The organism is Citricoccus sp. I39-566 (assembly GCF_031432995.1).
In the GTDB taxonomy this organism is placed as follows: domain Bacteria; phylum Actinomycetota; class Actinomycetes; order Actinomycetales; family Micrococcaceae; genus Citricoccus; species Citricoccus nitrophenolicus_A.
This window is the reverse complement of record NZ_CP133842.1, coordinates 3,312,887-3,331,512: the sequence shown is the minus strand read 5'-3', so window position 1 is coordinate 3,331,512 and position 18,626 is coordinate 3,312,887. Positions and strand designations below refer to the sequence as shown.

Annotated in this window: 12 protein-coding genes; 11 read left to right on the top strand and 1 reads right to left on the bottom strand. The window is 68.4% G+C overall.

What is annotated here, in order from left to right; translation table 11 throughout:
• The first annotated feature begins 218 nt into the window (after positions 1-218).
• From RE421_RS15280 to RE421_RS15250, 7 genes are all read left to right on the top strand, one after another.
• A complete protein-coding gene (locus tag RE421_RS15280) occupies positions 219-1,250 on the top strand; it encodes a LacI family DNA-binding transcriptional regulator (RefSeq protein ID WP_309811947.1) in 1,032 nt (343 codons plus the stop codon).
• 288 nt (positions 1,251-1,538) lie between these two features.
• Complete coding sequence (gene rplJ, locus RE421_RS15275) at positions 1,539-2,060, top strand: 50S ribosomal protein L10 (RefSeq protein ID WP_309811945.1); 522 nt, start codon at positions 1,539-1,541, stop codon at positions 2,058-2,060.
• 83 nt (positions 2,061-2,143) lie between these two features.
• The gene (gene rplL, locus RE421_RS15270; protein WP_309811943.1) at positions 2,144-2,530 is read left to right on the top strand and encodes a 50S ribosomal protein L7/L12; all 387 of its coding nucleotides are present in this window, start codon (positions 2,144-2,146) and stop codon (positions 2,528-2,530) included.
• Positions 2,531-2,712: 182 nt separating this feature from the next.
• On the top strand, positions 2,713-3,903 hold the full coding sequence (locus RE421_RS15265) for an acyltransferase (protein WP_309811941.1): 1,191 nt from the start codon (positions 2,713-2,715) through the stop codon (positions 3,901-3,903).
• Positions 3,904-4,081: 178 nt separating this feature from the next.
• Entirely contained in the window at positions 4,082-7,603 is a 3,522-nt protein-coding gene (rpoB, locus tag RE421_RS15260; protein ID WP_309811939.1) for a DNA-directed RNA polymerase subunit beta, read from the top strand.
• Positions 7,604-7,665: 62 nt separating this feature from the next.
• Positions 7,666-11,562 (top strand): DNA-directed RNA polymerase subunit beta', encoded by a 3,897-nt coding sequence (locus RE421_RS15255; protein WP_309811936.1) that lies wholly within the window; start codon positions 7,666-7,668, stop codon positions 11,560-11,562.
• A 151-nt stretch (positions 11,563-11,713) separates the two neighbouring features.
• Positions 11,714-12,565 (top strand): aldo/keto reductase, encoded by an 852-nt coding sequence (locus RE421_RS15250; protein WP_309811934.1) that lies wholly within the window; start codon positions 11,714-11,716, stop codon positions 12,563-12,565.
• A gap of 26 nt (positions 12,566-12,591) precedes the next feature.
• On the opposite strand, the gene RE421_RS15245 is transcribed toward RE421_RS15250, so the two are convergent.
• Positions 12,592-13,833 carry a peptidoglycan bridge formation glycyltransferase FemA/FemB family protein gene (locus RE421_RS15245; protein ID WP_309811932.1) on the bottom strand — a complete coding sequence of 414 codons (1,242 nt, stop codon included), beginning with the start codon at positions 13,831-13,833 and terminating at the stop codon, positions 12,592-12,594.
• 50 nt (positions 13,834-13,883) lie between these two features.
• On the opposite strand from RE421_RS15245, the gene RE421_RS15240 reads away from it, so the two are divergent.
• The 4 genes from RE421_RS15240 to fusA all read left to right on the top strand — a co-directional run bounded on the left by RE421_RS15240 (position 13,884) and on the right by fusA (position 18,550).
• Positions 13,884-15,209 carry a hypothetical protein gene (locus RE421_RS15240; RefSeq protein ID WP_309811929.1) on the top strand — a complete coding sequence of 442 codons (1,326 nt, stop codon included), beginning with the start codon at positions 13,884-13,886 and terminating at the stop codon, positions 15,207-15,209.
• 277 nt (positions 15,210-15,486) lie between these two features.
• Positions 15,487-15,861 (top strand): 30S ribosomal protein S12, encoded by a 375-nt coding sequence (gene rpsL / locus RE421_RS15235; protein WP_309811927.1) that lies wholly within the window; start codon positions 15,487-15,489, stop codon positions 15,859-15,861.
• Positions 15,861-16,331, top strand: a complete 471-nt coding sequence (gene rpsG, locus RE421_RS15230) for a 30S ribosomal protein S7 (RefSeq protein ID WP_309811924.1) — start codon at positions 15,861-15,863, stop codon at positions 16,329-16,331. The genes rpsL and rpsG overlap by 1 nt, the downstream gene beginning before the upstream one ends.
• 104 nt (positions 16,332-16,435) lie before the next feature.
• The gene (gene fusA / locus RE421_RS15225; RefSeq protein WP_309811919.1) at positions 16,436-18,550 is read left to right on the top strand and encodes an elongation factor G; all 2,115 of its coding nucleotides are present in this window, start codon (positions 16,436-16,438) and stop codon (positions 18,548-18,550) included.
• Positions 18,551-18,626 lie beyond the last annotated feature (76 nt).

Below are 18,626 nucleotides of genomic sequence, written 5' to 3'. Positions count from 1 at the left end.
TGCGAGATGAACAGCAGGATGACACGAACGGCACGGGGAAGGCCAGCGGATTGCCATAAATTGCAGAAATGCGACTCTGTGACGGGCGGACGTCCATGCCGCAACAGAGGATTCAGCCGATTCCGTGCTGGACGGATCATGGCAAACGATGGAAAGATCCTGCACACAGTGAGTCCGGCGGACGCCCTCTCATTCCCTCGACAAAAGTTGACGATGCCATGGAAGAAGTGCGGACCGACGTCGCCAGAGACGCCACCCCGGGCAGGGTGCGCCTGGAGGACGTGGCCCGGGTGGCCGGCGTGGCCCCCTCCACCGTCTCCCGGGCCTTCACGCGCCCGGACCGGGTGAACTTCCAGACCGTGGAGCGGGTCATGGAGGCCGCGGGACGCCTCGGCTACCGACGCGAACCGCCGCGGCCGGACGCGGCCTCGGTGTCCCGGGCGGCGAAGTCGGTCAACCTGCTGGTGCAGGACCTGGCCAATCCGTTCTTCGCCGATCTGCTGAAGGGTGCCGTCAACCAGGCGCGCTCGGCGGGCTACCTGGTCACGCTCGGGGACGCCGAGGAGTCCGCCACCATGGAGCGGACCCTGCTGGAGCGGCTGACCGGCGAGGCCAGCGGCGTGGTGGCCGCCGCCCGCTGGACCTCGGACGCCGAGTTGCGGGAGATGGCCCGGCGGCGCCCGCTCGTCCTGTTCAACCGCGAGGTCGCGGGCATCAGCTCCGTGGTGGCCGGGGACGCCGATTCCAGCCGGCACCTCATCGAGCACCTGCACGCCCTGGGGCACCGGCGGATCGTCTACTGTGCGGGGCCCCACAGTGCCTGGAGCAACGCCATGCGGCAGAAGGCCCAGGACGAGGCGGCGCAGGCGCTGGGGATCGAGCTGATCACCGTGGGCCCCTTCAAGCCGCTGATCGGCCAGGGCGCGGCCGCGGCCGCACTGGCGCTGGCCCGCAAGCCGACCGCCGTGATCGGCTACAACGACCAGCTGGCCGTCGGGATCCTGCGCCACCTGCTGTCCCTGGGGGTCGAGGTGCCCGCGGAGATCTCCGTGGCCGGATACGACAACACGTATGGCTCCGAGTTCGTCCACACCGGACTGACCTGCGTGGACGCCCCGGTGGAGCAGTCGGGCCGGGCCGCCGTGGACCTGCTGCTGGCGCGGATGGCGGGGGAGCGCACCGTGCGCCAGCTCCGGCTGGCCTCCGGCCTGCAGGTGCGCGGCTCCACCGGCCCCGCGCGCGGCGGGTAGCGGCAGGGCGCGCACCTCGATTTGGTGACCGGCCGCCGTCGGGACTATTGTGAGGGGAACCAAAGACCGCCGGTCGTTGGCGAACGTCGGAAGCCCTCGCGGTTCCCGATGCTCGCAACCGTAAAGCCCTCCGAACGGAGGCGGCCCGCGCAGGTGAGACTGAGCAACGCACCATGGACCGGACCGGTCCGTCCTGCCACGCCCCGTGCACCTGCACGGGGCGTTTTTCGTTGCTTCTGCTCTCCAGGGGCGTGGGGGTACCGGCCCCACTGCAATGGAAGGAGTGCCATGGCGACGTCTGAGAAGAACGCTGTTGTGGCGGAGCTGGCGGAACTGTTCCGCACCTCCACCGCAGCCGTGCTGACGGAATACCGTGGACTCACCGTGGCGGAGCTCAAGGAGCTTCGCCGTGCACTCGGTGAGAACGCGACCTATGCCGTGGTGAAGAACACGCTTACGGAGATTGCGGCCGATCAGGCCGGCGTCGATGCCTTCAAGGGCAAGATGACCGGTCCGTCCGCAATCGCCTTTGTCTCCGGTGATCCGGTGGACGCCGCCAAGGCGATGCGTGACTTTGCCAAGACCCACGACGCGCTGGTCGTCAAGGGTGGCTACATGGAGGGCCAGTTCCTCGATGAAGCCGGCATGAAGAAGCTGGCGGACCTCGAGTCCCGCGAGGTTCTGCTGGCCAAGCTGGCGGGTGCCATGATGGGCAACCTCCACAAGGCCGCCTACATGTTCCAGGCCCCGCTCTCGCAGGCTGTCCGCACCGTGGACGCCCTGCGCGCGAAGGTCGAAGAACAGGCCTGATCCCCCCGGTCGCTGGCGCGGCCACCACATCATCACATCCGTGAAAACTCATCCGTGATCGCACGGAAGTAAAGGAGCCAACCATGGCTAAGCTGTCCACCGAAGAACTGCTCGAGGCCTTCTCCGAGCTGTCCCTCATCGAGCTCTCCGAGTTCGTCAAGGCCTTCGAGGAGAAGTTCGAGGTCACCGCCGCCGCTCCGGTCGCCGTGGCCGGTGCCGCTCCGGCCGCCGGTGGCGAGGCCGCCGCCGAGGAAGAGCAGTCCGAGTTCGACGTGGTCCTCGAGTCCGCCGGCGACAAGAAGATCGGCGTCATCAAGGAGGTCCGCGCGCTGACCTCCCTGGGTCTGAAGGAAGCCAAGGACCTGGTCGACTCCGCTCCGAAGGCCGTCCTGGAGGGCGTCAACAAGGAGACTGCCGACAAGGCCAAGGAGCAGCTCGAGGGCGCCGGCGCCACCGTCACCCTCAAGTGATCCCGGCGGCCTGAGCCGCTGCACTTCTCGAACGGCCCCCTCCCACCCGCACTGCGGGGAGGAGGGGGCCGTTCGGTGTTTAAGTCGTCTGCCATCCCGACGCCGTTCCCAGCATTCGCCCAGTCAGACTCCGTAGGGTCACGAAACGATAAAGATGGGTTCGTAAGAGAGGGTGACGACCGATGGTCGCGACGATGGAGCTGCCGCGCGTCGAGCCGGCCGGGCCGGACGCCGGCCGGAAGGACCAGGGCACGACGCCGGCCGCGCCCGCCCCGGCCCGGCCTCGACTGGCGCTGCTGGACGGTCTCCGGCTGCTCGCCGCCCTCGCCGTGGTGCTCTTCCACTGGACGGCCTGGCACCACGGGCACTGGGGCCGCCACGGCGAGACGGCCGTTGAGGCCTGGCCGTGGCTCAGCCAGTTCAGCGCCGTGGGCGCCCTCGGCGTCCAACTGTTCTTCGTCATCTCCGGGTTCGTCATCCTGCTCTCCTCCTTCGGCAAGTCGCCGGCGCGGTTCATCGGCTCCCGCGTCGGGCGCCTGTACCCGGCCTACTGGGTCGCCGTGCTCGCCACGTCCGCCCTGACCTTCGTGCTCTGGCCGGGGCTGGGCTCTGAGCGCACCCCCGGGGACATCCCGGCCAACCTGACGATGTTCCAGGGCGGCCTGGGCGTCGGCCACATCGACGGCGTGTACTGGACCCTGTGGGTGGAGATGAAGTTCTACCTGTGGATCCTGGCCTTCACCCTGATCGGGATGACCGTGCGCCGGGTGCTGGCCTTCGCCCTCACCTGGCCGCTGCTCGGCAACGCCCTGTTCTTCATCCTCCAGTCCTCCGGCCAGCCGGTGGCCTGGGTGGAGCACGTCTTCTTCCCCCAGTACTCGGCCCTCTTCGCCGGGGGGATGGCCCTGTTCCTGCTCTTCAGGTTCGGCCACACGCCGCTGCGCTGGGCCGCCCTGGCCGTGAACGTGGCGATCGGCAGCCTCTGGTCCGCCCGGGTGCAGCAGCCGGAGACCGTGGAGCTCACCGGCTACGACTACTCCTTCTGGCTGTTCGTGGGGATCACCGCCGGGCTGTTCGCGCTCGTGGCCGTGATGGTCCTGACCCCGCTGGCCGCGGTGAGGGTGCCGGGGATGACCCTCGCGGGCCAGCTGACCTACCCCGTCTACCTCATCCACCAGCTGTGGGGGTGGTGGCTGATCATGCTGCTCTCACCCCACCTGCCGCGCGAACTCGTCCTGGCGCTCTCCCTGGCCGCGGTCCTCGCCGTGGCGTGGACGGTGCACCGCTGGGTCGAACGCCCGCTGGGACCGCGGCTGCAGCGGGCCGTGACGGCCGGCGTCGGGAAGTTGGACTTCCTGGCCTCCAGCCGTTAGCATGGTTCCTTACGTCTCCCCTAAGTCCACTGTGTCGTGCCATCGGCCATGCCTCAAATGCGCCGGGGGTGCTGCGGCGTGGCGTCCGGTCTGGCCTTCAAATAGCGGTGGGCCCCGGCGTTGTGGACTGCAGTGGGGGAGGGCACGGAAGTAAAGACGGTCTGTGGAAGGATCCCTCTTGGTCGCCTCGAGCACCTCAAATACCGAAACCGCTAATTTCCCCGGGGGCGTCTCGCCCCGCTCCGGCGCCAGTGCCGGCCGGATCTCGTTCGCGAAGATCCATGAGCCGCTGGACGTGCCGGACCTGTTGGCCCTGCAGACCGAGTCGTTCGACCGGCTCGTGGGCAATGACCGCTGGACCGAGCGCGTGGCCCACGCGCGCGAGATCGGCGACGACTCCGTGGCGGTCACCTCCGGCTTCGCCGACATCTTCGAGGAGATCTCCCCGATCGAGGACTTCCAGGGCACCATGTCCCTGTCCTTCACCGATCCGGAGTTCTCGGACCCGAAGATGCCGGTGGACGAGTGCAAGGAGCGCGACACCACGTACGCCGCCCCGCTGTACGTCAAGGCCGAGTTCATGAACAACAACACCGGCGAGATCAAGCAGCAGACGGTGTTCATGGGCGACTTCCCGCTCATGACGGACAAGGGCACCTTCGTCATCAACGGCACCGAGCGCGTGGTCGTCTCCCAGCTCGTCCGCTCTCCCGGCGCCTACTTCGAGCGCACCCCGGACAAGACGAGCGACAAGGACATCTTCACCGCGAAGATCATCCCCTCCCGCGGCGCCTGGTTCGAGCTCGAGGTGGACAAGCGTGACCAGGTGGGCGTCCGCCTGGACCGCAAGCGCAAGCAGCCCGTGACCGTGCTGCTCAAGGCCATGGGCTGGACCGAGTCCCGCATCCTGGAGGAGTTCGGCCAGTACGACTCCATCCGCGCCACCCTCGAGAAGGACCCCACCGAGGGCCAGAACGAGGCGCTGCTGGACATCTACCGCAAGCTCCGCCCGGGCGAGCCCGCCGCCGTGGACGCCGCGCAGAACCTGCTGAACAACCTCTACTTCACCCCGAAGCGCTACGACCTGGCGAAGGTGGGCCGGTACAAGCTCAACCGCAAGCTCGGCGTGGACATGCCGCTGTCCGACCCGAACGCCTCCGTGCTGACCGAGGACGACATCGTCCAGATGGTGCACTTCATCGTGGCCCTGCACGCCAACGAGAAGACCATCGCCGGCCAGCGTGGCGGCGAGACGGTGGACGTGCGCGTCGAGGTCGATGACATCGACCACTTCGGCAACCGCCGCATCCGCGCCGTGGGTGAGCTGATCGAGAACCAGATCCGCACCGGCCTGTCCCGCATGGAGCGCGTGGTGCGCGAGCGCATGACCACGCAGGACGTGGAGGCGATCACCCCGCAGACCCTGATCAACATCCGCCCCGTGGTGGCCTCGATCAAGGAGTTCTTCGGGACCTCCCAGCTGTCCCAGTTCATGGACCAGAACAACCCGCTGGCGGGCCTGACCCACAAGCGGCGCCTGTCCGCGCTCGGCCCGGGCGGCCTGTCCCGTGACCGTGCCGGCATGGAAGTCCGTGACGTGCACCCGTCCCACTACGGCCGCATGTGCCCCATCGAGACCCCGGAAGGCCCGAACATCGGCCTGATCGGCTCGCTGGCGACCTTCGGGCGGATCAACCCCTTCGGCTTCATCGAGACCCCCTACCGCAAGGTCGTGGACGGGATCGTCACCGAGCAGGTGGACTACCTCACCGCCGATGACGAGCTGGAGGCCCAGATCGCGCAGGCCAACGCCCCGCTGAACGAGGACGGCTCCTTCGCCGAGGACCTCGTGCTCTGCCGCCAGCGCGGCGGCGGCGGCGAGCCGGTGCTCTCCGGCGTGGACGAGATCGACTACATGGACGTCTCCCCGCGCCAGATGGTCTCCGCCGCCACGGCGCTGATCCCGTTCCTGGAGCACGACGACGCCAACCGCGCCCTCATGGGGGCGAACATGCAGCGCCAGGCCGTGCCGCTGCTCCAGGCCGAGGCGCCCCTCGTGGGCACCGGCATGGAGAAGTACATCGCGGTGGATGCCGGCGACTCCATCACGGCCGACGCCCCCGGCGTCGTGACCGAGGTCGCCGCGGACCTGGTGACCGTCATGAACGACGACGGCACCATGCGCCACTACCCGATCATGAAGTTCGCCCGCTCCAACCAGGGCAACGCCTACAACCAGCGGGTGCGCGTCTCCGAGGGTGACCGCGTGGAGAAGCTCTCGGTCATCGCTGACGGCCCCGCCACGGACCACGGCGAGCTGGCGCTCGGCAAGAACCTGCTCGTGGCCTTCATGCCCTGGGAGGGCCTGAACTACGAGGATGCCATCATCCTGTCCCAGCGCATGGTCTCCGAGGACGTGCTCACCTCGATCCACATCGAGGAGCACGAGGTCGACGCCCGTGACACCAAGCTGGGCGCCGAGGAGGTCACCCGGGACATCCCGAACGTCTCCGACGAGGTGCTGGCCCAGCTCGACGAGCGCGGCATCATCCACATCGGTGCCGAGGTCGAGGCCGGGGACATCCTGGTCGGCCGCGTGACCCCGAAGGGCGAGACCGAGCTGACCCCGGAGGAGCGCCTGCTGCGCGCCATCTTCGGCGAGAAGTCCCGCGAGGTCCGTGACACCTCCCTGAAGGTGCCCCACGGCGAGTCCGGCACCGTGATCGGCGTGCGCATCTTCGACCGCGACGAGGACGACGACCTGCCCCCGGGCGTGAACCAGCTGGTCCGCGTGTACGTGGCCCAGAAGCGCAAGATCACGGACGGCGACAAGATGGCCGGCCGTCACGGCAACAAGGGCGTCATCTCCAAGATCCTGCCGATGGAGGACATGCCGTTCCTCGAGGACGGCACCCCCGTGGACATCATCCTGAACCCCCTGGGCGTTCCGGGTCGTATGAACCTGGGCCAGGTCATGGAGCTGCACCTGGGCTGGGCCGCCTCCCGCGGCTGGGACATCCAGGGCGAGCCCGAGTGGATCAGGGACCTGCCGAACTTCCCGCGGTCCTCCGGCCCGGTCAACGTCGCCACCCCGGTGTTCGACGGTGCCGAGGCCAACGAGATCGAGGGCCTGCTCGGCCACGTCAACGTCACCCGTGACGGACAGCGCCTGATGGGCACCAACGGCAAGGCCACCCTGTTCGACGGCCGCTCCGGCGAGCCGTTCCCGGACCCGGTCTCCGTGGGCTACATGTACATGCTGAAGCTGCACCACCTGGTGGATGACAAGATCCACGCCCGGTCCACCGGCCCGTACTCCATGATCACGCAGCAGCCGCTGGGTGGTAAGGCGCAGTTCGGTGGCCAGCGCTTCGGTGAGATGGAGGTCTGGGCCCTGGAGGCGTACGGCGCCGCCTACACGCTGCAGGAGCTGCTGACCATCAAGTCGGATGACATCCACGGCCGTGTGAAGGTCTACGAGGCCATCGTGAAGGGGGAGAACATCCCGGAGCCGGGCGTTCCCGAGTCCTTCAAGGTCCTCATCAAGGAGATGCAGTCGCTGTGCCTGAACGTGGAGGTCCTCTCCGCCGACGGCACCACGATCGAAATGCGTGACTCGGACGATGAAGTCTTCCGGGCCGCCGAGGAACTGGGCATCGACCTGTCCCACGCCGAGCCCAGCTCGGTCGAAGAGGTCTGATCCTTCTCCCCGTCCTACCCCCAAGACTTCATCAACGCTAGAACTCAGGAGTTCAACGGACCATGTCCAACGACAACTCATCATTTGGCCACATGCGTATCGGCCTCGCGACCGCGGACGAGATCCGCAACTGGTCCTTCGGCGAGGTCAAGAAGCCCGAAACCATCAACTACCGCACCCTGAAGCCGGAGAAGGACGGGCTCTTCTGCGAGAAGATCTTCGGCCCCACCCGGGACTGGGAGTGCTACTGCGGCAAGTACAAGCGCGTCCGCTTCAAGGGCATCATCTGTGAGCGCTGCGGCGTCGAGGTGACCCGCTCCAAGGTCCGCCGCGAGCGGATGGGCCACATCGAGCTCGCCGCCCCGGTCACCCACATCTGGTACTTCAAGGGCGTGCCCTCGCGCCTGGGCTACCTGCTGGACCTGGCCCCGAAGGATCTCGAGAAGATCATCTACTTCGCGGCCTACATGATCACCTCGGTGGATGAGGAGGCCCGCCACGCGGACCTGCCGAACCTGCAGGCCGAGCACGACCAGGAGACCAAGCACCTGGCGGACACGCGCGATGCCGACATCGCCGCCGTCGTCGGTGACCTGGAGAAGGACCTGGCCAAGCTGGAGTCCGAGGGCGCCAAGGCCGCCGAGAAGAAGAAGGCCCGTGACGCCGCGGACAAGACCATGGCGCAGATCCGCAAGCGGGCCGACGCCGAGCTGGACCGGATGGAGAAGATCTGGGACAGCTTCAAGAACCTCAAGGTCGCCGACCTCGAGGGCGACGAGGGCCTGTTCCGCGCCATGCGTGACAAGTACGGCCAGTACTTCGAGGGCTCCATGGGCGCCGAGTCCATCAAGAAGCGCCTCGAGACCTTCGACCTGGTGGCCGAGGCGGAGTCCCTGCGGGAGATCATCAAGACCGGCAAGGGCCAGCGCAAGACCCGCGCCCTGAAGCGGCTGAAGGTGGTCAACGCGTTCCTCACCACGGACAACTCGCCCCTGGGCATGGTCCTGGACGCCGTCCCGGTGATCCCGCCGGAGCTGCGCCCGATGGTGCAGCTGGACGGTGGCCGCTTCGCGACCTCCGACCTGAACGACCTGTACCGCCGCGTGATCAACCGCAACAACCGCCTGAAGCGCCTGCTGGACCTCGGGGCCCCCGAGATCATCGTGAACAACGAGAAGCGCATGCTCCAGGAAGCGGTGGACTCCCTGTTCGACAACGGCCGCCGCGGCCGTCCGGTCACCGGGCCGGGCAACCGCCCGCTGAAGTCGCTGTCCGACATGCTCAAGGGCAAGCAGGGCCGCTTCCGCCAGAACCTGCTCGGCAAGCGCGTGGACTACTCCGGTCGTTCCGTGATCGTGGTGGGCCCGCAGCTGAAGCTGCACCAGTGCGGCCTGCCGAAGCAGATGGCGCTGGAGCTGTTCAAGCCCTTCGTCATGAAGCGTCTGGTGGACCTGAACCACGCCCAGAACATCAAGTCCGCCAAGCGGATGGTGGAGCGCTTCCGCCCGCAGGTGTGGGACGTGCTCGAGGAGGTCATCACCGAGCATCCGGTGCTGCTGAACCGTGCACCCACCCTGCACCGCCTCGGCATCCAGGCCTTCGAGCCGATGCTGGTGGAGGGCAAGGCCCTGCAGCTGCACCCGCTGGTCTGTGGCGCGTTCAACGCCGACTTCGACGGTGACCAGATGGCAGTGCACCTGCCGCTGAGCCCCGAGGCGCAGGCCGAGGCGCGGCTGCTGATGCTCTCCAGCCACAACATCCTGAAGCCCTCCGACGGCCGCGCCGTGGCCGTCCCGGCCCAGGACATGATCATCGGCCTCAACCACCTCACCACCGTGCGTGAGGACGAGGCAGGTGCCGGCACCGAGTACTCCTCCGTCGCCGAGGCCCTGATGGCCTTCGACGCCGGCCAGCTGCACCTGAACGCACCGGCCAAGATCACCGTGGAGGGCTTCGTGCCCTCCGCCCAGTCCCCGGCCCCCGAGGGCTGGGAGCAGGGCACCCCGGTGGTCCTGGACACCACCCTGGGCGTGGTGCTGTTCAACGAGCTGCTCCCGGCCGACTACCCGTGGCTGTCCACCCAGGCGACCAAGGGCACCCTCGGCGCCCTGGTCAACGACCTGGCGGAGCGCTACCCGATGGTGCAGACCGCCGCGACCCTGGACAACCTCAAGGACGCCGGTTTCCACTGGGGTACCTGGTCGGGCGTCACCGTGGCGATCTCGGACATCACCTCGGAGTTCGACAAGGCCGCCATCATGGCGGGCTACGAGGACCAGGCGCTCAAGGTCCAGGCCCAGTACGACAAGGGCCTGATCGCGGACGAGGAGCGCCGCTCCGAGCTGATCGACATCTGGAACAAGGCCACCGACGAGGTCGCCGCCGCCATGAAGGACGGGCTCCCGAAGCTCAACACCATCAACCGCATGGTGACCTCCGGTGCGCGTGGTAACTGGCTGCAGGTCCGGCAGATCGCCGGCATCCGCGGCCTGGTGGCCAACCCGCAGGGCGAGATCATCCCGCGCCCGATCAAGTCCTCGTACCGTGAGGGCCTGTCCGTGCTCGAGTACTTCATCGCCACCCACGGTGCCCGTAAGGGCCTCGCGGACACCGCGCTGAAGACCGCCAACTCGGGTTACCTGACCCGTCGTCTGGTGGACGTGTCCCAGGACGTCATCGTCCGCGAGGAGGACTGCGGCACCGAGCGCGGCCTGACCGAGATCATCGGCGTGCCGAACGCCGACGGCGAGCTGGTGCGCCACGAGACCGTGGAGAACTCCTCGTTCGCCCGGTCCCTCGCGGTGGACGTCACCACCGAGGACGGCACCGTGCTGGGCCAGGCCGGCGAGGCCATCGGCGACGTCGCCATCGATGCCTACATCGAGGCCGGCATCACCGAGATCAAGGTGCGCTCCGTGCTCACCTGCGAGTCCGCCGTCGGGACCTGCGCCAAGTGCTACGGCCGCTCCATGGCCACCGGTCAGCTGGTGGACATCGGGGAGGCCGTGGGCATCATCGCCGCGCAGTCCATCGGTGAGCCGGGCACCCAGCTCACCATGCGGACCTTCCACACCGGTGGTGTGGCCTCCGCGGACGACATCACCCAGGGTCTGCCCCGTATCCAGGAGCTCTTCGAGGCCCGTACCCCGAAGGGCGTGGCCCCGATCTCCGAGGTCGCCGGCCGCGTGGTCATCGAGGACGGCGAGAAGCAGCTGCGGCTGGTGCTCACCCCGGATGACGGCTCCGAGGAGATCGCCTACCCGGTGCTGCGCCGTGCGCGTCTGCTGGTGGCCGACGGCGAGCACGTGGCCGTCGGGACCCAGCTGGTGGCCGGTGCCGTGGACCCGAAGCAGGTGCTGCGCGTGCTCGGTCCCCGGGCCGCCCAGAAGTTCCTGGTCCAGGAGGTCCAGGACGTGTACCAGTCCCAGGGTGTGGGCATCCACGACAAGCACGTGGAGGTCATCGTCCGGCAGATGCTGCGGCGGATCACCGTCATCGAGTCCGGGGAGACCAACCTCCTGCCGGGCGAGCTGACGGACCGCGCCCGCTTCACCGCGGCGAACCGCCAGGCCGTGGCCGAGGGTCGCCAGCCGGCCTCCGGCCGTGACGAGCTCATGGGCATCACCAAGGCCTCGCTCGCCACCGACTCGTGGCTGTCCGCCGCGTCCTTCCAGGAGACCACCCGCGTGCTCACGCAGGCGGCCATGGAGGGCAAGTCGGATCCGCTGCTGGGCCTGAAGGAGAACGTGATCATCGGCAAGCTGATCCCGGCCGGCACCGGCCTGGACCGCTACACGAAGGTCAACGTCGAGCCCACCGAGGAGGCCAAGGCCAACCTGTTCACCGGGCCGGCCGGCTTCGCGGACTTCGACTACCCGGGCCTCGACCAGTCCGGCACGCCGGAGTTCCACGCGATCAGCCTGGACGACTACGGCATGGGCGGCGACTTCCGCGGCTGATGTTCAGCGGTTGATGCCCGCCCGCTAGGCGCAAAGTGACGTGACCCCCTCCGAAAGGACGGGGTCACGTCACTTTGTGCTTCAAGGTCACGTGGCGCTGTGGCGTCACGGAGCTTCAGGGGCACGACGTCGGCATGGCAGGCTGGGTGCCATGGTCACCCAGATCTCCGCTCCCCTCACCGGCACCGGCATCCGCGAGAACGTCAGGATCCCGCTCATCGGCCTCGGCACCTGGCCGATGACCGGTGCCGAATGCACCCAGGCGGTTTCCGCCGCGCTCGAGGCCGGGTACCGGCATCTGGACACGGCCGAGAACTACGGCAACGAGAACGCGGTGGGGCGGGCCGTCGTCGGCTCCGGGCTGAGCCGGGACGAGGTGTTCGTGACCTCGAAGGTCAACCGGCAGTGGCACGGGCCGGTGGACAGCGTGCGGGCCGGGCTGGAGGCCGCGCTCGAGCGGGCCGGCCTGGAGTACTTCGACCTGTACCTGGTGCACTGGCCCAACCCGGATCAGGGCCGCTACGTGCAGGCGTGCGAGTCCCTGGCGGAGTTGACCGGCACGGGGCTCATCCGGTCCTGGGGCGTCTCCAACTTCACGCCCGGCCACCTGCAGCAGGTGCTCGAGGCCGGACTGGTGCCGGCCGTCAACCAGATCCACTGCCAGCCGGTGTTCGCCCAGCCCCCCGTCCAGAAGGCCAACGCCGCCGCCGGGGTGCTGACGGCTGCCTACACTCCGCTCGGCCGGGGCGGTGAGTTGCTGCAGCAGCCCGCGATCACGCAGATCGCCTCACGGCTGGGGCGGACACCCGCCCAGGTGGTGCTGCGCTGGCATGTACAGCAGGGCCGGATCGCCCTGCCGAAGTCCGCGGACGCGCAGCGTCAGCGGGAGAACCTGGACGTGTTCTCCTTCGAGCTGACCGCCGAGGACCTCGCGGCCGTGGACGCGCTGGACTCGGCCACCCCGCCCGACACGTTCCTGGACGCGGACGAGTTCGGGCACTGAGGCACCCTTGGTCCGGCGCGAGAAGCTCAGCTGCGGCGGGCCATGTACAGGTTGAACGCCGCGGCCAGGGGGCGGTTCACGGAGTAGTCCCACTCGCCGTAGGTCTGGATGACGTCCGCGCCCATGGTCGTCTTGAACCGCGTCAGCCCGGCCAGCTCGTAGCCGGGGTCTAGCGACGGGGACATCCCGCCGAGGTCGTACCAGGTGCAGCCTGCGGCCAGCGAGTCCTGGATCTGGCGCAGCTGCAGGGCGCGGGGGGCGTAGCGCTTGCGCTCCTCGGCGGAGGAGGCGCCGTAGACGTACCAGGAGAACTGGGCCTGCCGGACGTAGATGGCGGCGGCGAGCAGCTGGTCCCCGAAGTGGGCCAGGTACAGGGTGCACTCGGTGTCGGCACCTGAATCCCCGGCGTTGAGCTCGGCGAACATGCGCTGGAAATAGGCCAGGGGCCGGCCGGTGAAGCCGTCCCGGGTGGCCGTCTCCTCGTAGAGCGCCTGCCAGGCGGGCAGGTCCTCGGCCGTGCCCACGGTGACGGTCAGCTCGGAGCGGGTGGACTTGCGGGTCTGCCGGCGGGAGGTCGAGTCCATCCGGTTCAGGGCCGCCTCGAGGGCGGGGGATTCGCCGTTCTGGTTGGGCTCGGCGGGGGTGCCGTCCGGCCCGGGCGCGTCCAGCTCCGGCTGGAGCGGAATGCGCGCCTGGAACTGCGGCTGGCCGGCCTCGAATTCCTCGGACTCGGCGGGAGCGCGCCAGCCCAGGGCGGTGAGCCGCGCGCGGAGGTCCTCGGCCTCCGGGGCGGTGTGGATCGGTTCCAGCTGGGTGACGGAGCGGTGGTCTCCGGCGGCCAGCGCTCGGCGCACCTCGGCGCCGTCCCATCGGTTCACCACGCCCGGCAGCCCGACTCTGACCAGGAACGCGCCCCGGGACTTCAGGTACTGGACCAGGGGGGCCAGGACGGATTCCAGGTCCACGGAGGTGCGGTCGAACACGGGTCCCTCCGCGATGTATGCGAGCGAGCGCCGCTTGAGCACCGGCAGGGGCACGGGCAGCCGGCGGAACAGCACGAGGGCGGTGGCCCGCAGCGTCTCGCCGTCGTAGAAGCCCACCGAGTCCCCGCGCCAGTCGATCTTCACGCCGGGCCACTGCGGGTTCTGGAGGAAGGAGGCCTCGGGGTGCTCCGCCAGGAACCTGCTGTGCTCACCCCGGGTGATCCGGCGGACGGTGAGCGGGCGGGAGCTGGGGGTGGAACGGGGGGTGGGGGCTTGATCTGGCACGCCCCCACCCTAGCCTCCTCCGGGCCCGCGCCGCCGGTAGCATCGAGGCCATGCCTTCTGCCGTGGTCCCCGCTGAACAGTCCTTCGTCCCCGTGATCACCGGTGGTGACGTGGGCGCCTACTCCCTGGCGCGCGAGTTCCACGAGGCGTACGGCGTGGTCTCCGCCGTGGTGCCCACCGCGGTGAACCGCAACCTGCGCCAGTCGCGGATCCTGCAGGCCTTCCCCGCCGGGCCGATGACCCAGGAGCGGCCCGTGATCGACGCCCTCGTGCGGGTGGCGCGGGAACTCACCGCGCAGTCGCCGCGACCCCTGTTGCTGCTGGCCAGCTACGACCACCTCGTCCGGTTCGCCGTGCGGCACCGCGCCACGCTGGAGGCGGCCGGCTACACGGTGCCCTACCCGGACGAGGACGCCCTGGACGCCGCCGCCCTGAAGGAGAACTTCTACGCGCTCTGCGAGCGGCTCGGGGTGCCCTACCCCAAGACCACCACCTACGACGCCGGCGCGCACACCCCCGAGGCCGCGCGCCGGTTCGCTGCCGGGCTGGGGGAGGCGGGGGAGTCCGGCGTCCGGTTCCCCGTCATCCTCAAGGCCGGCGACGGCGGCGCCTGGGCGGACATCCGCTTCGAGGGACGGCGCAAGGTGCACGTGGTGCACGAGGAAGACGGCGCAGAGAAGGGCGGCGCCGGGGAGATCGAGCGACTCGTCACCCTCGCGAGCGAGGCCGGTTACACGGGTTCGCTGATCGTGCAGGAGCTCGTGCCGGGACCCGACACGCAGCTGGGGATCGCCACGTTCTTCCGCGACGGCACGGGGGCCACCCGTCTCGTCTCCTACGGCGAGGTCATCGTGGAGGACCACGCGCCCGGCACCGAGGGCAACGCCCGCGCGGTGCTGGCCTCGCGGCACCCCGTCATCGCCGACCAGGGGATCGCCCTCCTGGACGCCCTGGACTGGCGCGGGTTCGCCATGTTCGACACCAAGATCGATCCCCGCACCGGCCAGCCCCAGTTCCTGGAGATGAACCCGCGGCTGGGGCGGAACCACTACTACCTGACGGCAGCCGGCGCCAACCCGGCGCCGTACCTCGTGGAGGAGTACCTGGGCCGGGAGCACGCCACCGCCGGGCTGGTCACCGCTGGGCTGGTCACGACCGCCGGCCCGGCACTGATCACCACCATCCCGATGTCCCTGGTGCGGCGGTACGCCACCGAGTCCCAGCGCCGGCGCATCGGCCAGGCCGCGCAGCAGGGGAAGGTCATCCGGCCCTTCTCCTACGGTGCGGACCGGGACCTGCTCCGCGAGGCCTACCACCGGGCCACCGAGCTCAACGCCCTGCGGGTCTTCCGCCGGCACCCGGCGCCTGGGGACTGAGGCCCGAGTTTCAGCAGTACCCCGGCGGGTGGTAGGCTGTAGTCAATTGTTTTTGTGTGGCACCAGGGACACAGTCCGGGTTGCGGGGTTCTTGCGCAACGAATGCCACACTTTTGCACGCCTGCGGTCGTTCACGCGAACCCCCTCGGGTGCGAAGGAAACGACCATCAGCAGTCCAGGTTGACGCGGGCCCGTCCTGTGCGCCCGCGTGGGCTGGAGCAACACGTCAGCATCATTTCAGCAACTGACCTGGAAACAAACAACGGAGAGTCCAAGAGTGCCTACGATTCAGCAGCTGGTCCGCAAGGGCCGCTCACCGAAGGTTGTCAATACCAAGGCCCCGGCGTTGCAGGGCAACCCCATGCGCCGCGGCGTGTGCACCCGTGTGTACACCACCACCCCCAAGAAGCCGAACTCCGCCCTGCGCAAGGTCGCCCGTGTCCGCCTGAACGGCGGCATCGAGGTCACCGCGTACATCCCGGGCGAGGGCCACAACCTGCAGGAGCACTCCATCGTGCTTGTGCGCGGCGGCCGCGTGAAGGACCTGCCGGGTGTCCGTTACAAGATCGTCCGCGGCGCCCTCGACACCCAGGGTGTCAAGGGTCGCGGCCAGGCCCGCAGCCGCTACGGCGCGAAGAAGGAGAAGAAGTAATGCCACGTAAGGGCCCCGCGCCGAAGCGCCCCCTCGTCGTCGACCCGGTCTACGGCTCCCCGCTGGTCACCCAGCTCATCAACAAGGTGCTCGTGGACGGCAAGAAGTCCACCGCCGAGCACATCGTCTACGGCGCCCTCGAGGGCACCCGCGAGAAGAGCGGCACCGACCCGGTGACCACCCTCAAGAAGGCCATGGACAACGTCCGCCCGGCCCTCGAGGTCAAGTCCCGCCGCGTCGGCGGCGCGACCTACCAGGTGCCGGTCGAGGTCAAGCCCGGCCGCGCGACCGCCCTGGCGCTGCGCTGGCTCGTCGGCTACTCCAAGGCTCGCCGCGAGAAGACGATGACCGAGCGTCTCCTGAACGAGATCCTCGACGCCTCCAACGGCCTCGGTGCCGCGGTCAAGCGCCGCGAGGACACCCACAAGATGGCCGAATCCAACAAGGCGTTCGCCCACTACCGCTGGTGACCCACGGGTGCCCGGAGGCCGTCACCTCGGTTTCCGGGCGCCGTGGCGCCGTCAGACCCGGCCCACACAACTGGACCCAACCACCCAAACCTTAGGGAGACACCGTGGCACAGGACGTGCTGACCGACCTCAAGAAGGTCCGCAACATCGGCATCATGGCGCATATCGATGCCGGCAAGACCACCACCACCGAGCGCATCCTCTTCTACACGGGCGTCAACCACAAGTTGGGCGAGACCCACGACGGCGCGTCCACCACCGACTGGATGGAGCAGGAGAAGGAACGCGGCATCACCATCACCTCCGCCGCGGTGACCTGCTTCTGGGACGACAACCAGATCAACATCATCGACACCCCGGGCCACGTCGACTTCACCGTCGAGGTGGAGCGCTCCCTGCGCGTGCTCGATGGCGCCGTCGCCGTGTTCGACGGCAAGGAGGGCGTGGAGCCGCAGTCCGAGACCGTGTGGCGCCAGGCGGACAAGTACAACGTCCCCCGCATCTGCTTCGTCAACAAGATGGACAAGCTGGGCGCGGACTTCTACTACACCGTGGACACCATCGTCTCCCGCCTCGGCGCCAAGCCGCTCGTGATGCAGCTGCCGATCGGAGCCGAGAACGACTTCGTCGGCGTCGTGGACCTCGTGTCCATGAAGGCCCTTGTCTGGGAGGGCGACTCCAAGGGTGACGTCACCATGGGCGCCGCCTACGAGACCCGGGAGATCCCGGCCGACCTCCAGGAGAAGGCCGAGCAGTACCGCACCGAGCTCATCGAGGCCGTCGCGGACACCTCTGAGGCGCTGATGGAGAAGTACCTCGAGGGTGAGGAGATCACCAACGAGGAGATCGTCGCCGGCGTGCGCCAGCTGACCATCAACGCCGAGGCCTACCCGGTCTTCTGCGGTTCGGCCTTCAAGAACCGCGGTGTGCAGCCGATGCTGGACGCCGTGGTCTCCTTCCTGCCGAACCCCATGGACGCCGGCGCCATCCACGGCCTGGACGTCAAGGATGAGGAGAAGGAGCTCACCCGCGAGCCCTCGAAGGACGAGCCGTTCTCGGCCCTGGCCTTCAAGATCGCGGCGCACCCCTTCTTCGGCCAGCTGACCTTCATCCGCGCCTACTCGGGCAGCCTGAAGCCGGGCGATCAGATCCTGAACTCCACCAAGGGGAAGAAGGAGCGCATCGGCAAGCTGTTCCAGATGCACGCCAACAAGGAGAACCCGGTCGAGGAGGTCGTGGCGGGCCACATCTACGCCGTGATCGGCCTCAAGGACACCACCACCGGTGACACCCTGTGCTCCATCTCGGACCCGATCATCCTCGAGTCGATGTCCTTCCCGGAGCCGGTCATCTCCGTGGCCATCGAGCCGAAGACCAAGGGTGACCAGGAGAAGCTCTCCACGGCCATCCAGAAGCTCGTGGCCGAGGACCCCACCTTCACCGTGAACCTGGACGAGGAGACCGGCCAGACCGTCATCGGCGGCATGGGCGAGCTCCACCTGGACGTGTTCGTGGACCGCATGCGCCGCGAGTTCAAGGTCGAGGCCAACGTGGGCAAGCCGCAGGTGGCCTACCGCGAGACCATCAAGAAGAAGGTCGAGAAGGTCGACTACACCCACAAGAAGCAGACCGGTGGTTCCGGTCAGTTCGCCAAGGTGCAGATGTCCTTCGAGCCGATGGACACCTCGGACGGCGAGTTCTACGAGTTCGTCAACGCGGTCACCGGTGGCCGCATCCCGCGCGAGTACATCCCCTCCGTGGATGCCGGCATCCAGGACGCCATGCAGTTCGGCATCCTGGCCGGCTACCCCATGGTCGGCGTGAAGGCCACCCTGCTGGACGGCGCCTACCATGACGTCGACTCCTCGGAGATGGCGTTCAAGCTCGCCGGCTCCATGGTGTACAAGGAGGGGATCCGCAAGGCTAACCCGGTCATCCTCGAGCCGCTGATGGCCGTGGAGGTCCGTACGCCCGAGGAGTACATGGGTGATGTCATCGGCGACCTGAACTCCCGCCGTGGACAGATCCAGTCCATGGAGGACGCGCAGGGCGTCAAGGTCGTCAAGGCCAACGTCCCGCTGTCCGAGATGTTCGGCTACATCGGTGACCTGCGGTCCAAGACCCAGGGCCGCGCCGTGTACTCGATGACGTTCGACTCCTACGCCGAGGTCCCCAAGGCCGTGGCCGACGAGATCATCCAGAAGAACAGCGGCGAGTAGTCGGCTGTTTCCCCCCAACGTGTCCGCCACGGCGGCGGGGCCCTGCGAAGACAGGGTCCCGCCGCCGGAACGGACA